Here is a 14,252-nt window from a genome sequence, read left to right on the forward strand (position 1 = left end):
GCGGCGACCCTGCTTACCGGGCTGGTGCCACTCATCATCTACTTTGCCTCTGGCAAACTTTTTGTCCGCGGCATCGCCGCCGGCGCAGTCAAAGGCTGATCCATGACCTATTCTGTTCAAATCAAACAACTCGACCTTGCTTTCGGGGCGGTCAAAGTCCTGCAAAACCTTGACCTTGATGTGCATGAAGGCGAATTTCTGGTCCTTCTCGGCTCGTCCGGCTGCGGCAAATCCACCTTGCTGAACTGTATCGCGGGGCTGCTGGAGGTCACCGATGGCCAGATCTTCATCAAGGGCCGCAATGTGACATGGGCCGAACCGTCGGAACGCGGGATCGGGATGGTGTTTCAATCCTACGCGCTTTATCCGCAGATGACGGTGCGGGGGAACCTGTCGTTCGGGTTGAAAAACGCCCGCCTTCCCAAGGCGGAGATCGAAAAGCGGGTGAACCGCGCCGCCGATATCCTGCAGATCCAGCCATTGTTGGACCGCAAACCGGGGGCCTTGTCGGGTGGTCAGCGCCAGCGTGTCGCGATTGGCCGGGCGCTGGTGCGCGATGTCGATGTGTTCTTGTTCGATGAACCGCTGTCCAACCTTGACGCCAAGCTGCGTGTCGACCTGCGGGTCGAGCTAAAGCGTCTGCACAACCAGTTGCAGAACACGATGATCTACGTCACCCACGACCAGATCGAGGCGATGACCCTGGCCGACCGGATCGCCGTCATGAAAGGCGGCAAGATCATGCAACTGGGCAGCCCGGACGAGATTTATAACCGTCCGCGCAACCTTTATGTTGCGGATTTCATCGGCAGCCCGTCGATGAATTTCCTTGAAGGACGATTTGAATCGGGCCAGTTCAAGGTCGATGACATGGTCATGCCGATGGTGGGCTATGACTTCCTGACCGCTACGGTCGCTGATTGCGACGCGGTGATCGGGATCAGGCCGGAACATGTCGTGACCGGCGAGCTGGCACAGAACGCGCCGTTGCAATTCACCGCCGATGTCGACTTGGTCGAACCGATGGGGTCCGACACATTGGTCTATGCCAAGCTGAACGGCCATGCTTTCCGCATCCGCATGGATGGGCAGGCGCGCGTCAATCCGGGCGATCTGCTGCCCATCGGGATTGATCCGTCGCGCGCATCCATCTTCGACAAAAAGACCGAGGATCGTTTGTAATGTCCATCGATCTTGCCGGTGCATGGTCGCTGTCCGATGACAGCGGCACCTATCGCTGCACCATGCAGATGCCCACGGACGGGATCAGCGCGTTGTACGCGGCAGGGCTGATTGCTGATCCCTATTGGGGGCGCAACGAATATGATCTGCGCTGGATTTGTGAGCGTGACTGGCATGCTGTGCGTGAATTTGATCTGGATAGCGCGGATGTCGATCTGGTCCTGTCGGAACTGGATTGCGTCGCGACGGTGCGTGTGAATGATCAGCTGGTGTTGGAGGCTGAAAACGCATTCCGCACCTATCGTGTGGCTTTGGCGGGGGTGGCGCAGGTCGGGCGCAACAGGATCAGCGTGACCTTTCATTCCCCTGTCGTGGCAGGTGCGGCAAAACAGGCTGCTTTGCCGTTCGAGGTCCCGCACCACCCCGACAATTGTCCGATCCCCAATGGCAACATGCTGCGCAAACCTGCCTGTGACTTCGGTTGGGACTGGAACATTGCACTGGCCCCGTTCGGGATTTACGGCACGATGCAGGTGGAGCAAGCGCAAGCTGCGCGGGTCGATAGCATCATGGTGGCGCAGGACCATCAGGACGGCGCGGTGTCGCTGGATGTGACGGTCATAACCAGCCGCCACAACGGCGATGTCACCGCCATGATCGCCGGGCAAAGCGTGACTGCGCCCAGCACCGACAGTATTGCCCGCCTGCGTGTCACGATCCAGAACCCTGATCTGTGGTGGCCCGCAGGGCAGGGGGATCAGCCGCTTTATGACCTGACGATCACGGCTGGCTCGGCGACGGCGCAGCGCCGGATCGGTCTGCGTCAGATGGAGCTGGTGACAACGCCGGACGATGCGGGCCTTGGGTTCAAGTTCCGCGTCAACGGGCGGGATATCTTTTGCAAAGGCGCGAACTGGATTCCCGCCGATGCGCTGCCGGGCCAGATCAGCGACGCCAAAACCCGCGACCTGCTGCAATCCGCCGTGGACGCCAATATGAACATGATCCGCGTCTGGGGCGGGGGCCGGTACGAGCGGGACAGTTTCTATGATGCCTGCGACGAGCTGGGGCTGCTGGTCTGGCAGGATTTCATGTTTGCCTGCAATCTCTACCCCTCGACCCCCGCATTTCTGGCAGAGGTCACTGCGGAAGTGGCCGAAAACGTCACCCGCATCCAGCATCACGCCTGTCTGGCGCTGTGGTGTGGCGATAATGAATTGATCGGCGCGCTGAACTGGTACGAGGTTAGCCGCAAGGACCGTGACCGTTATCTGGTGAATTACGACCGGCTGAACCGTGCGATAGAAACCGCGCTGAAAGCCACCGACCCGGACGCGATCTGGTGGCCGTCGTCGCCCTCGCCGGGGCCGATGAATTTCGGCGATGCCTGGCATGATGACGGATCGGGCGACATGCATTTCTGGTCGGTCTGGCACGAAGGGCGCGACTTTGACCACTACCGCGATATCGCCCCACGTTTCTGTTCGGAATTCGGATTTCAAAGCTATCCGTCGATGAATGCGATCAACCGCTTTGCTGGGCCGCAGGACCAGAACATCGCCGCGCCGGTGCTGGAAAGCCATCAAAAGAACGCAGGCGGCAATGCGCGGATTGCGGAAACCATGTTTCGATATTTCCGCTGGCCCAAACATTTCGATGATTTCGTCTATCTGTCGCAGATCCAGCAAGGCTTGGCGATCAAGACCGCTGTCACCCATTGGCGCAGCCTGAAACCGCATTGCATGGGCACGCTGATCTGGCAGTTGAACGATACCTGGCCGGTCTGTTCCTGGGCCTCGCTGGATCATGGCGGCGACTGGAAATTGCTGCATCATATGGCGCGGGATTTCTATGCGCCGGTGCTGGTAACAGCGGTGCCTGTTGGTGACCGGCTCGTGCTGCGCGGCATCAACGATATGCCGATGCCGCAGGTCGTGCAGGTCACCGCACAGGCGCTGCGCGCTGATGGCAGTCTGCGCGATATCGGGATGGCGGGTGTGACGCTGCATGCGGATGCGGTGGATATGCTGGACATCCCGCTGGCCGATCTTGCCCCTGATGAAATGATCGCCTTTCGCTGGAAGAGCGCGCAAGGCGCGACGGGTGCCGATATTCACGCGCCGAAACCGTTCAAAAGCTATGATCTGCAACCCGCTGGTCTGTCGATCCAGGTTGACGGGCTGTCGGTCACCGTGACGGCGCAAACCCTTGCCCTGTTCGTCGCGGTGGAGGCGGATGTCCCGGGCCGCTGGTCTGCCAACGCCTTTCACCTGTTGCCGGGCGACGCGCGGAACCTGACCTTTACCCCCGCCGATCCCGGCCAAAGCCCCAATTTCACGCTGCGCGATCTGCACAGCGCGACCTATGCCTGACCAAGAAAAGGAAACGACATGCCACGTATCGCCTATCAACTTTATTGCTCGCGCAACTTCCCGCCTTTGGATGACACTTTGCGCAAATTGTCCGAACTGGGCTACCGGGACGTCGAAGGTTTCGGCGGATTGCTGGCCGATGCGGATGGACTGAAATCCGCATTGGAGGCCAACGACCTGGCGATGCCGAGCTGCCATTTCGCCCTTGATATGCTGGAAAAGGATGCCGCTGGCGCCATTGCCACCGCCAAGGCGTTAGGCATCGGCAAGATGATCATCCCGTTTCTGATGCCAGAGCACCGCCCGTCCGACAGCGCGGGCTGGGCGGCCTTCGGCAAGCGCCTGACGGAGGCGGGCAAGCCTGTGCAGGACGCGGGGCTGGTCTTTGGCTGGCACAACCATGCGTTTGAATTTGACGCGACCCCCGAAGGCGACATGCCGCTGGACCTGATTGCAGATGCGTCCCCCGATCTGATGCTGGAACTTGATCTGGGCTGGGTCCGCGTGGCGGGCCATGATCCGCTGGCATGGATCAAGAAATACGCAGGCCGCCTGACGGCTGTGCATGTCAAGGATATCGCCCCCGACGGCACCGCCGTGGAAGAGGACGGCTGGGCCGATGTCGGTCACGGGATTCAGGACTGGGCGGCGATCCACAGCGCGCTGCAGCAGGCCAGCGTCGATCACTATGTCGTCGAACACGACAACCCCAGCGACGACATGCGCTTTGCCCGCCGCAGCCTAGCCGCTGTGCAATCTTTCTAAGGACCGAAACATGACACAACTTGGCGTCGGCATCATCGGATGCGGCAATATTTCCACGGCATATCTTAAACTGGCCCCTTTGTTCAAAGCATTGCGGCTGGTGGCTGTGGCCGACATCAACATGGACGCGGCGCGCGCGCGGGCGGCTGAATTCGCCGTGCGTGCCGAAACGGTGGAGGATCTGCTGCGCGCGCCCGACATCGACGTGGTGGTCAACCTGACCATCCCGGCGGTGCATTTCGCGGTGACAAAGCAGATATTGGAAGCGGGCAAACACGCCTATTCCGAAAAACCGCTGGTCCTGACGCTGGCCGAGGGTGAGGAATTGCGCAATCTCGCGGCGGCAAAGAACCTGCGCATCGGGTCTGCGCCCGACACCTTTCTGGGCGGTGCACACCAACAGGCGCGCGCGGCGATTGACGCGGGCGATGTGGGGCGGATCATCGGCGGCACCTGCCACGTGATGTCGCGCGGGATGGAATCCTGGCATCCCAACCCTGATTTCTTTTTCCAACCCGGCGCTGGCCCGGTGCTGGATATCGGCCCCTATTACGTCACCAACCTGATCCAGTTGATCGGGCCGGTGAAATCGGTCGCCGCCCTTGCCACCGCGACCTATGCGGACAGGATCATCGGCAGTGGCGCGCGACTGGGTGAAACGGTGCCGGTCGCAACACCGACCAATATCCATGCTTTGCTGGAATTCGCCAATGGTGCGACGGTGACATTGGGCGCAAGCTGGGACATCTGCGCGCATCGGCATGCGAATATGGAACTATACGGCGAAACCGGTTCGTTGTTCATCCCCGATCCCAATTTTTTCGGCGGCACGGTCGAGATTGGCGGGCTGGACAAGACGATCACGGCTTTGCCGGAATGGGATCATCCCTTTGGTCTGGCCAATCAGGACGAGCGGGCAAATTACCGCTGCGCGGGTTTGGCAGACATGGCCGCTGCCATCGCCGAAGGCCGCGAACATCGGTGTAACATCGATCTGGCGGTCCATGCGGTCGATGTGATGACCGCGATCCTGCATGCGGGCGAACAGCGGCGGTTCATCGATCTGACCACCACCTGCGAAAGACCCGCGTCGCTGTCACCGGATGAGGCGCGCGCGCTGCTAGTCTAGACCGTCTGCACGATCCCGTCGCTGTCATAGGCTGGCGGCGGGATCGTGGTTTTTCGATGTCGCGCCTTTTGCGCGCGGCGTTGAAAGTCGCTGCGCAGGGCGTCGCAGACGATGCGGTGGATTTCTGCATCATTGCGGCCACCCAGATGCTGCAGGGCGTCCATGATTTCGGGTGGCAGGCCAAGAGTGATGTGTTTCATGCGCCCATTTCACCATACAATGATGAAGAACAGGTTAGCCGGAAACGAAAAACTACAGCCCGGCTTCCTGAGCGATCTGCGCCTTTGATTTGCGCGCGCGTTCCGTCGCGGATTTCAACTGCCCGCAGGCGGCCATGATATCCTCGCCCCGCGGCGTGCGGATCGGCGAGGCATAGCCTGCCTTGTAGATGATATCGGCAAAGGCGCGGATGCGGTTGTTCGACGACCGTTTATAGGGCGCGCCGGGCCATTCGTTGAACGGGATCAGGTTGATCTTGGCCGGAATCCCTTCGATCAGCTTGATCAGGCGGCGTGCGTCCGCGTCGCTGTCATTCACCCCGTCCAGCATCACATATTCAAAGGTAATCCGTTCCGAATTGCTGACCTTGGGATAGCTGCGCAGCACGTCGAGCAATTCTGCCAGAGGCCAGCGTTTGTTGATCGGGACCAGTTTGTCGCGCACCTCATCCGTGGTGGCGTGGAAGGAAATCGCCAGTTGGCAACCGATCTCCTGCGCGGTGCGCGCGATCTCCGGCACAACGCCCGAGGTCGACAGGGTGATCCGGCGGCGCGACAACTGGATACCATCAGGGTCCATCGCGATCTTCATCGCGTCGCGGACGTTTTCGAAATTGTACAAAGGCTCGCCCATGCCCATCAGCACGATATTGGACAAAAGCCGGGTTTCATCCTTGGGCGCACCTTGCACGGGCCATTCGCCCAGATCATCGCGCGCGACCATGACCTGACCGACAATTTCCGATGCGGTCAGGTTGCGGACCAGTTTCTGCGTGCCGGTATGGCAGAACGAACAGGTCAGCGTGCAACCGACCTGGCTAGAAATGCACAGCGTGCCACGGTCGGTTTCGGGGATATAGACCACCTCGACCTCATGACCGCCTGCGATGCGAACCAGATATTTGCGGGTGCCGTCGCCGCTGACCTGACGGGTCACAACCTCTGGCACGGCCACGACGAAGTTTTCGGCCAGCATGGCGCGGTAATCCTTGGCCAGATTGGTCATCAATGCGAAATCGCGCACGCCCCAATGATAGATCCATTGCCAGATCTGGCCGACGCGCATTTTCGCCTGCTTTTCGGGCGTGCCCGCGGCGATCAGCGCATCGCGCATCTGGTCACGGGTCATGCCGACAAGGTTCGGCAACCCGTCCGGCACCTTGCGCGGGATGGTCAGCACGTCTTGCGTGATCGGGGCTTGCACGTCCATGTTGGGTCTTTCTGGCCAGAGTCTTTGTGCCATATAAGCAAAGAGGCCGGTTTCCACAAGAAAACCAGCCCCGTTGTCAGCGTATAAATATCCCGCCCGGAGCGGAGAGCCTTTTCACAAGGGGATCACCCCGCGCAGCGGCTCGCAGCTTCATCCACCGCGGCGGTAAAGCCGATCAGGCTGAATTTATCGCTGGTCTGTGTCCCGCGCGAGGATCGTCCGACGGCAGTGGCATCCGCCCCGCGTTTCATTGCAGCGATGATGCTGGCATCATCCTGCGGCGACGCGGGCCAGGCAAAGTTGCCTTCGGTGAACAATTCATAATTTGTCCCGCCGATTGTCAGTGCCACGGTCGATCCGGGCGCGAATGGATAACCGCCCGCAAACATCACTTGCCCGGCGATATTTTCGGTGGGGCGGTAGAAGATCAGCATCTGGATATCACCACGGTTCACATCGGCGGGGGCACCATCACGGGTGTTGATCGTCTCGACAGGGGCGGACACAGCCCAGCATTCGCGTGGGCTCGCCTCGACATATACGGCCCAGTCGGAATTCGCCGCGACGCGGTTTTCGCTTTGGTTCTGGGCGGATGCGGCCCCGGCAAATATCATTGCGGACAAAAATCCACAGGTCGTCATCGTCTTAAAGATCATCTTACAGCCTCCAAGCTGTCCTTGCCTCTGGACGTTCCGGCATGTCGTGGGCGCATCTTGTGGCACCCTTTGGACTGGCAGGAACAGTTACTACGCGATAAGCGTAACGCTATCAAGAAAATGCATCTGGGGGAAACCCCTGAAAATGCGGCTCGGCAGAGTATCGCAGTGACGGAAACAACCCGGAAAGGCACGAAATGGCAAAACCCGTTGATCTGGTCGAAGTTTGGCGCGGCGACATGTGCGAGAGCCTGCATCAGGGCCATGCGGTTGTCTGCGATCACAATGGCGCGATTGTTCAGGCCTGGGGTGATCCGGGCGCGGTGATCTATCCGCGGTCGTCGTGCAAGATGTTGCAGGCGCTTCCGCTGGTGGAAAGCGGCGCCGCAGCGGGGTTGCGCGCCGAACAGCTTGCGCTTGCCTGTGCTTCGCATGAAGGCGCGCCGCTGCATGTGTCCATGGTGGGTGACTGGCTGGCCGATCTGGGGCTGGGCGATGATGATTTTCGTTGCGGCCCGCAGGCGTCGCGCGACAAGGATCTGTATCTGGCGATGATCCGCGCCCATCAGGAACCTTGCCGCATCCACAACAATTGTTCGGGTAAACATGCGGGTTTTCTGACGCTGACGAAACATCTGCAGGCCGGGCCGGATTACACCGAGATCGACCATCCCGTGCAGATTGCCTGCAAGGAAGCGTTCGAGGATGTCACGCAGGAAACCAGCCCCGGTTTCGGCATCGATGGCTGCACCGCGCCGAACCACGCTTGCACGGTGCATGGTCTGGCGCGCGCGATGGCGTTTTTTGCCTCGGCGCAGGATCGCGGCGACACCCGTAGTGTGGCGGCGCAAAAGCTGACCAGCGCGATGATGGCGTTTCCCGAACTGGTGGCAGGCAAGGGCCGCGCCTGCACCGATCTGATGCGCGCGATGGACGGCAAAGTTGCCGTGAAAACCGGCGCCGAAGGCGTGTTCATCGCGATCATCCCGGAAAAACGGCTGGGCGTGGCGCTGAAGATCACCGATGGTGCCACCCGCGCCAGCGAATGTGCGATGGCGGCGATCCTTGTCAAACTTGGCGTGCTGCATGCGGATCATCCCGCTGCGAAGGCCCGCATGACCCCGCCAGTGCTGAACTGGGATGGCCGGGTTACCGGCCATATCACGCCCACTGCCGCCCTTCTGTGAACCAACAAAAGAAAGCCTGACATGCCCTTTACCCTTGCCACCTGGAACATCAATTCTGTCCGCCTGCGTGAAGAGCTGGTGCTGCAACTCCTTCGTGATGAACAGCCCGATATTCTGTGCCTGCAGGAATGCAAAAGTCCGGTGGATCTGATCCCCGTCGCGCAGTTTCAGGCGATGGGCTATACCCACATGGTCGCGCGCGGGCAAAAGGGGTATAACGGCGTCGCCATCATTTCGAAAATCCCGCTGACGGAAGCGGGGGCAGAGGATTACGCGGGTCTGGGTCATGCCCGCCATGTCGCGGCGAAGCTGAAAAATGGCGTCACGATCCACAACCATTATGTGCCCGCGGGCGGCGATGTCGCGGATCGAGATATCAACGCGAAATTCGGCAACAAGCTGGATTACCTGACCGATATGCGCGACGCCTATCATGCGATGCGGCCGGACAAGGCGATCCTTGTCGGCGACCTGAACATCGCCCCGCGTGAAGATGATGTCTGGAACCACAAGGCGCTGCTGAAGGTCGTCAGCCATACGCCGATCGAGGTCGACCATTTCGGGCAGGTGATGGATGCAGGCGCTTGGGTCGATGTGACAAGGCAGGACATTCCGACAGGCAATCTTTACAGTTGGTGGTCTTACCGTTCACCAGATTGGGATGCGGCGGATAAGGGCCGCAGGCTTGATCACATATGGGCGACACCCGACATCAGTGGGGCAGCCCACGGTTCGCGTGTGTTGCGCCATGTGCGTGGCTGGGAAAAACCCAGCGACCACGCCCCTGTATTCGCGAGCTTTGATTTATGACGATACCCACCCATATGCGTGCCCTTGTCCAATTGCACGACGGCTATGCCGGCACCCAGACCGGCCCCGATATCGATGATTTGACCCCTTTTGTCGCCCTCCGCGACATAGCTGTGCCGACCCCCGGTAAGGGTCAGGCCCTGATCAAGGTCCAACTGGCCGCTGTGAACCCGTCTGACATCCATTTCATCAAGGGCGAATATGGCCAGCCGCGCAAAAGTGGAATTCCCGCGGGGTTCGAGGCTGTGGGCGAAGTCGTCGCCGGGGATACCCCGCTTGTCGGGCAGCGCGTCAGTTTCTTTGCCAGCGCGTCCGGCACCTGGGCTCAATATGCGATGACCGATGTCAGCGGTCTGGTGCCATGCCGCGCAGATCTGTCGCCGGTGGATGCCGCGGGGCAATTGGTGAACCCGCTGACTGCGATTGCGATGTTCGATATTGTGCAGCAAAGCGGGGCCGACAGTTTTGTGCTGAACGCTGCGGGATCGCAGCTGGGCAAGTTTCTGATCGGCCTGGGTCGCGACCACAAGATAGCACCGATTGCCGTCGCGCGGCGCGCCGAACAGGCCGAGGCTTTGCGCGCGCTTGGCGCGGCAGAGGTCATTTTGACGAGCGGGAACAACCCGCTGGATCAGGCGCGTGCCGCGTTCAAAAATTACGCGCCACGCATCCTGCTGGATGCTGTGGCCGATCAGTTCACCGCTGATATGTTTTTCGCCATGCCGGACGGCGCGCGTTGGATCAATTACGGGAAGCTGTCGACCGAGGCCCCAAAGCTGTCGCAGATGGGCCAGATGATCTTTCAGAACAAGCGGATCGAAGGGTTCTGGCTGACCCGCTGGATGAAAGACACCGATCCTGCGCGTATCCCGCAGGCATTTGCGACGATACAGGAACGTTTCGTGACGGGTGACTGGATCACCGATGTGGCGGGCATCGTGCCTTTGACCAAGGCGATAACCACGCTGCCGCAGGTGCTGGGCCAGCGCGATGGCAAGGCATTTATCGACCCGACCGCGTGATCGTCCATTGCAATCCGCGCGCCGATCCGGCACTGGAACTCTTTCGCGTGCAATTTGTTGAAAAATGACCACGCACTTGCTATTTTAGTATCACGCCCCGCACCGAGGCTTTGTCGGTGCCCTTTCAGGAGGACAATGCACTGTCTCTTACCATATCGGCTGAAACGTCAGCCAACACCGGAGCCCATGCCATGCAGGCTCTGAAAACAGCCAATAGCGAATCTATTCTGGCGTCCGTTCTGCAATCCCTAGATGATGACAAAGGCGAAGACATCGTGCAGATCAATCTGCGCGGCAAGTCGGAAATGGGTGACTATATGGTCATCGCATCCGGTCGGTCGACCCGACAGGTCAGCGCCATGGCGGAAAAGCTGCAGGACAGGCTCAAGCAGGAATTCGGCCTGATCTCCAAGACCGAAGGCAAGGACACGGGCGATTGGGTGCTGGTCGATACCGGCGATGTCATCGTCCATATCTTCCGCCCCGAAGTGCGCGAGTTCTATCAGCTTGAGAAAATGTGGCAGCCCGGAAAAGTTTCCGCCGGCTGATGCGTGTCCAGATTTGCGCTGTGGGCCGGCTACGGCAGGGCCCGGAGCGCGACCTGTACGATGATTATCTTACCCGGTTCGACCGCACGGGGCGGGCGCTGGCGCTTGGTCCCGCGCAGATGATCGAGGTCGAGGATAAAAAAGGCGGCGGCATGGCTGCCGAGGCCGTATTGCTGCGCCGCGCGGTGCCGGATGGTGCCTTGATCTGCACATTGGATGAACGCGGGCGGGTGATGTCATCGCCGCAATTCGCCGATCTGCTGGCGGCGTGGCGTGATCAGGGCCGACAGGATGTTGCTTTTGTCATCGGTGGCGCGGATGGGATTGACCCGGCCTTGCGCGCGGATGCTGATGCGTCGCTCAGTTTCGGGGCGATGGTCTGGCCGCATATGCTGGTGCGGGTGATGCTGGCTGAACAGCTGTATCGGGCAGCCTCGATCCTTGGCGGTGGGCCGTATCACAGAGTTTGATGCGCTCCGCGCGGGGAGTATTTTCGGAAATAAGAAGCCGGGGGTTGCTTGGCCTTGGCCCGGTTCCGCGCTAAAAGGCGGCCAGAGCCATAGGAGGTCCCATGTCCGCACCCAAGCCTGTTGTCTTATGTATTCTTGATGGCTGGGGTCTGCGTGATGATCCGGCGGGAAATGCCCCCAAATTGGCCGCGACACCCAATTTCGACGCGATCATGCAAGGCCCGCATGCAAAGCTTTTGACCCATGGCAATGATGCGGGTCTGCCCACCGGTCAGATGGGCAATTCCGAGGTCGGCCATACCAATATCGGTGCGGGCCGCGTGGTAGCGATGGACCTTGGGCAGATCGATCTGGCTATCGAGGACGGGTCGTTTTTCGACAATGCCGCCTTGGCGCGGTTTATCGCGACGCTGCGCGCCTCTGGCGGGGTGGCCCATCTGATGGGCGTCGTATCGGATGGTGGTGTGCACGGGCACTTGGCCCATATCGTTGCTGCGGCGCAGGCTATGGTGGAGGCTGGCGTGCCGGTGATGGTCCATGCGATTACCGACGGGCGCGATGTGGCCCCATCCTCTGCTGCGCATTTCATGGCCGATCTGATGGCGAAGCTGCCGCCAGCAGCGCGGATTGTCACGGTGATCGGACGGTATTACGCGATGGACCGCGACAATCGCTGGGACCGCGTGGAAACCGCCTATCGCGCGATGGCGCAGGGGAAGGGTGTGCCTGCCAGTGATCCTTTGGCCGCTGTGGCTTCGGCGCGGGCTTTGGGGCAGACCGATGAATTCATTCCCGCTCATGTGATCGGTGATTATGCGGGTTTTGCACCAGAGGATGGGGTGTTCTGCCTGAATTTCCGGTCCGACCGTGCGCGCGAGATATTGGCGGCAATCGCGGATCCCGGTTTCGACGGTTTCGTCCGCCGCAAGCCAGAGCTGGCCGCCTTGCTGGGGATGGTGTCCTATTCCGACCGCCATGATGACTGGTTTCAGATCGTTTTCCCCAAGCGCGATATCCAGAACACATTGGGGGCATGGGTTGCCAAACACGGGTTGCGCCAGTTCCGTCTGGCCGAGACCGAGAAATATCCGCATGTCACCTTTTTCCTCAATGGCGGGGTCGAGGTCGCCTATCCGGGCGAGGATCGCCATATGCCGCAATCGCCCAAGGTCGCGACCTATGATCTGCAGCCCGAGATGTCCGCCGCACAGGTGACAGAGGCGTTCGTGAACGCCATCGGCGCGGGCTATGACCTGATCGTTGCCAATTACGCCAATCCCGATATGGTGGGTCATACTGGTGACATCGCCGCCGCGATCAAGGCCTGCGAGGCGGTGGACCGTGGCCTTGGCGCGGTGCTGGCCGCGTTGCAAGCGGCAGGTGGCGTGATGATCGTCACGGCAGATCATGGCAATTGCGAAATGATGATCGACCCTGCCACGGGCGGGCCGCATACGGCGCATACGCTGAACCCTGTGCCCGTGGCGCTGGTGGGTGGGCCGGACGGCATCAGGCTGCGCGATGGCCGGCTGGCGGATCTGGCACCGACGGTGCTGGATCTGATGGGGCTGGATCTGCCGCCCGAAATGACTGGCCGTACGTTGATTGCGCGATGAGGCTGTTCTTCGTTCTGATCTTTCTGGCCTTGCCCGTTGCCGCCCAGCAAGGGCCTGATGACGCCGCCGCCCAGCTTTTGGCGGCCAATGCGCAGCTTGCGGCGGCAGAAGGCGCCTCTGATCAGGTGGCTGCCTTGACCGAAACGGTGAAAGCCTATGAGACCGGCCTTGTCGCCATGCGCCAGAGCCTGCGCCAGATCACCGCGCGCGAGGCAGAGCTGACTGAGGCACTGGCCGCACGCCAGGCAGAGATCGCAGACTTGCTGATGGTTCTGTCCAGCATCGGGCATAGTCCGCAACCGGTTCTGCTGGCCAATCCCGAAGGGCCGGTCGGCGCTGTACGCGCCGGTATGATGATCGCCGATCTGACGCCCGGCCTGCAGCAAGAGGCGATCAGCCTGCAGCAGGAACTGGCCGCGGTCCGGACCAGCCGTGAACAGCGGATCGCTGCCAATGATCTGCTGCGCAATGGTCTGGATCATGCCCAGACGGCGCGGGCCACCCTTGGGCGCGCCATTTCCGAACGTCAGGATGTGCCGCGCCGTTTTGTCGAAGACCCCGCACAGACGGCAGAGCGCGTGGCCGCAGCAGAAACGCTTGCAGAGCTCGCCAATCAACTGGCAGGCACCGGCGCGCCCGAGGATGCCACGCTGGAGGCCGCCGCGAACCTGCCTCTGCCTGTCGATGGGTTCATTTCCACCGGCGGTGTGCGACGGCCCGGCATCACGATTGCCGCAGCACCCCGCGCGCTGGTCACATCGCCTGTGCGGGCGACGATCCTGTATCAGGGACCGTTGCTGGATTACGGCAATGTCATCATTCTGGAACCGGCGGAGGAGGTGCTTTTCGTTCTGGCCGGGATGGCCGAAACCTTTGGCACCGTGGGTGAGATCATCGAGGCGGGTGCGCCACTTGGTCTCATGGGGGGGGATGTCGGCGTTGATGACGCTAATTTGATTGCCAATACGGGGATTGGCGCGGGTCACGACGCGCAACCCCTTTATCTTGAAGTCAGAGGCGGGCAAGGTCCGGTAAATCCGGACGCGTGGTTTGCGCTGGAGTAGGAT

At 60.7% G+C, this 14,252-nt stretch carries 14 protein-coding genes and 1 pseudogene; 12 read left to right on the top strand and 3 right to left on the bottom strand.

What is annotated here, in order from left to right; genetic code table 11:
- The 5 genes and pseudogenes from ACK4TM_RS05110 to ACK4TM_RS05130 all read left to right on the top strand — a co-directional run.
- A pseudogene (locus tag ACK4TM_RS05110) lies at window positions 1-99 on the top strand (carbohydrate ABC transporter permease); the annotation flags it as partial.
- Window positions 100-102: 3 nt separating this feature from the next.
- Window positions 103-1,182, top strand: a complete 1,080-nt coding sequence (locus tag ACK4TM_RS05115; RefSeq protein WP_409697735.1) for an ABC transporter ATP-binding protein — start codon at window positions 103-105, stop codon at window positions 1,180-1,182.
- Window positions 1,182-3,554 carry a beta-mannosidase gene (locus ACK4TM_RS05120; RefSeq protein ID WP_409697738.1) on the top strand — a complete coding sequence of 791 codons (2,373 nt, stop codon included), beginning with the start codon at window positions 1,182-1,184 and terminating at the stop codon, window positions 3,552-3,554. The genes ACK4TM_RS05115 and ACK4TM_RS05120 overlap by 1 nt, the downstream gene beginning before the upstream one ends.
- Before the next feature lie 18 nt (window positions 3,555-3,572).
- Window positions 3,573-4,319, top strand: a complete 747-nt coding sequence (locus tag ACK4TM_RS05125; RefSeq protein ID WP_409697741.1) for a sugar phosphate isomerase/epimerase family protein — start codon at window positions 3,573-3,575, stop codon at window positions 4,317-4,319.
- Window positions 4,320-4,329: 10 nt separating this feature from the next.
- Window positions 4,330-5,448 carry a Gfo/Idh/MocA family protein gene (locus ACK4TM_RS05130; protein WP_409697744.1) on the top strand — a complete coding sequence of 373 codons (1,119 nt, stop codon included), beginning with the start codon at window positions 4,330-4,332 and terminating at the stop codon, window positions 5,446-5,448.
- On the opposite strand, the gene ACK4TM_RS05135 is transcribed toward ACK4TM_RS05130, so the two are convergent.
- The 3 genes from ACK4TM_RS05135 to ACK4TM_RS05145 form a co-directional block, all read right to left on the bottom strand.
- On the bottom strand, window positions 5,445-5,648 hold the full coding sequence (locus ACK4TM_RS05135; RefSeq protein ID WP_409697746.1) for a hypothetical protein: 204 nt from the start codon (window positions 5,646-5,648) through the stop codon (window positions 5,445-5,447). The genes ACK4TM_RS05130 and ACK4TM_RS05135 overlap by 4 nt on opposite strands.
- A gap of 52 nt (window positions 5,649-5,700) precedes the next feature.
- Window positions 5,701-6,876, bottom strand: a complete 1,176-nt coding sequence (gene rlmN / locus ACK4TM_RS05140; protein ID WP_409697749.1) for a 23S rRNA (adenine(2503)-C(2))-methyltransferase RlmN — start codon at window positions 6,874-6,876, stop codon at window positions 5,701-5,703.
- 125 nt (window positions 6,877-7,001) lie between these two features.
- Window positions 7,002-7,532, bottom strand: a complete 531-nt coding sequence (locus ACK4TM_RS05145) for an invasion associated locus B family protein (RefSeq protein WP_409697752.1) — start codon at window positions 7,530-7,532, stop codon at window positions 7,002-7,004.
- Between the two features lie 197 nt (window positions 7,533-7,729).
- Here ACK4TM_RS05145 and ACK4TM_RS05150 point away from each other — a divergent pair, with 197 nt between their 5' ends.
- The 7 genes from ACK4TM_RS05150 to ACK4TM_RS05180 all read left to right on the top strand — a co-directional run bounded on the left by ACK4TM_RS05150 (window position 7,730) and on the right by ACK4TM_RS05180 (window position 14,249).
- Window positions 7,730-8,719 (top strand): asparaginase, encoded by a 990-nt coding sequence (locus ACK4TM_RS05150; RefSeq protein ID WP_409697755.1) that lies wholly within the window; start codon window positions 7,730-7,732, stop codon window positions 8,717-8,719.
- A 21-nt stretch (window positions 8,720-8,740) separates the two neighbouring features.
- Window positions 8,741-9,529, top strand: coding sequence for an exodeoxyribonuclease III (locus tag ACK4TM_RS05155; RefSeq protein WP_409697757.1), 789 nt, complete (start codon window positions 8,741-8,743; stop codon window positions 9,527-9,529).
- Window positions 9,530-9,543: 14 nt separating this feature from the next.
- Window positions 9,544-10,551, top strand: a complete 1,008-nt coding sequence (locus ACK4TM_RS05160) for an alcohol dehydrogenase catalytic domain-containing protein (RefSeq protein ID WP_409697760.1) — start codon at window positions 9,544-9,546, stop codon at window positions 10,549-10,551.
- An 89-nt stretch (window positions 10,552-10,640) separates the two neighbouring features.
- Window positions 10,641-11,099, top strand: coding sequence for a ribosome silencing factor (gene rsfS, locus ACK4TM_RS05165; protein WP_409697868.1), 459 nt, complete (start codon window positions 10,641-10,643; stop codon window positions 11,097-11,099).
- Complete coding sequence (gene rlmH / locus ACK4TM_RS05170; protein WP_409697763.1) at window positions 11,099-11,569, top strand: 23S rRNA (pseudouridine(1915)-N(3))-methyltransferase RlmH; 471 nt, start codon at window positions 11,099-11,101, stop codon at window positions 11,567-11,569. The genes rsfS and rlmH overlap by 1 nt, the downstream gene beginning before the upstream one ends.
- Window positions 11,570-11,670: 101 nt before the next feature.
- On the top strand, window positions 11,671-13,185 hold the full coding sequence (gene gpmI / locus ACK4TM_RS05175; protein ID WP_409697766.1) for a 2,3-bisphosphoglycerate-independent phosphoglycerate mutase: 1,515 nt from the start codon (window positions 11,671-11,673) through the stop codon (window positions 13,183-13,185).
- A complete protein-coding gene (locus tag ACK4TM_RS05180) occupies window positions 13,182-14,249 on the top strand; it encodes a murein hydrolase activator EnvC family protein (RefSeq protein ID WP_409697769.1) in 1,068 nt (355 codons plus the stop codon). Before gpmI ends, ACK4TM_RS05180 begins: the two co-directional genes overlap by 4 nt.
- Window positions 14,250-14,252: the final 3 nt, after the last annotated feature.

It is taken from the genome of Yoonia sp. (assembly GCF_046292185.1).
Classification (GTDB): domain Bacteria; phylum Pseudomonadota; class Alphaproteobacteria; order Rhodobacterales; family Rhodobacteraceae; genus Yoonia.

What these genes read in the sequence shown, in the direction of transcription:
- ACK4TM_RS05115 (WP_409697735.1), top strand. Translation starts at nt 103, where the DNA reads ATGACCTATTCTGTTCAAATCAAACAACTCGACCTTGCTTTCGGGGCG.
- ACK4TM_RS05120 (WP_409697738.1), top strand. Translation starts at nt 1,182, where the DNA reads ATGTCCATCGATCTTGCCGGTGCATGGTCGCTGTCCGATGACAGCGGC.
- ACK4TM_RS05125 (WP_409697741.1), top strand. Translation starts at nt 3,573, where the DNA reads ATGCCACGTATCGCCTATCAACTTTATTGCTCGCGCAACTTCCCGCCT.
- ACK4TM_RS05130 (WP_409697744.1), top strand. Translation starts at nt 4,330, where the DNA reads ATGACACAACTTGGCGTCGGCATCATCGGATGCGGCAATATTTCCACG.
- ACK4TM_RS05135 (WP_409697746.1), bottom strand. Translation starts at nt 5,648, where the DNA reads ATGAAACACATCACTCTTGGCCTGCCACCCGAAATCATGGACGCCCTG.
- rlmN (WP_409697749.1), bottom strand. Translation starts at nt 6,876, where the DNA reads ATGGACGTGCAAGCCCCGATCACGCAAGACGTGCTGACCATCCCGCGC.
- ACK4TM_RS05145 (WP_409697752.1), bottom strand. Translation starts at nt 7,532, where the DNA reads ATGATCTTTAAGACGATGACGACCTGTGGATTTTTGTCCGCAATGATA.
- ACK4TM_RS05150 (WP_409697755.1), top strand. Translation starts at nt 7,730, where the DNA reads ATGGCAAAACCCGTTGATCTGGTCGAAGTTTGGCGCGGCGACATGTGC.
- ACK4TM_RS05155 (WP_409697757.1), top strand. Translation starts at nt 8,741, where the DNA reads ATGCCCTTTACCCTTGCCACCTGGAACATCAATTCTGTCCGCCTGCGT.
- ACK4TM_RS05160 (WP_409697760.1), top strand. Translation starts at nt 9,544, where the DNA reads ATGCGTGCCCTTGTCCAATTGCACGACGGCTATGCCGGCACCCAGACC.
- rlmH (WP_409697763.1), top strand. Translation starts at nt 11,099, where the DNA reads ATGCGTGTCCAGATTTGCGCTGTGGGCCGGCTACGGCAGGGCCCGGAG.
- gpmI (WP_409697766.1), top strand. Translation starts at nt 11,671, where the DNA reads ATGTCCGCACCCAAGCCTGTTGTCTTATGTATTCTTGATGGCTGGGGT.
- ACK4TM_RS05180 (WP_409697769.1), top strand. Translation starts at nt 13,182, where the DNA reads ATGAGGCTGTTCTTCGTTCTGATCTTTCTGGCCTTGCCCGTTGCCGCC.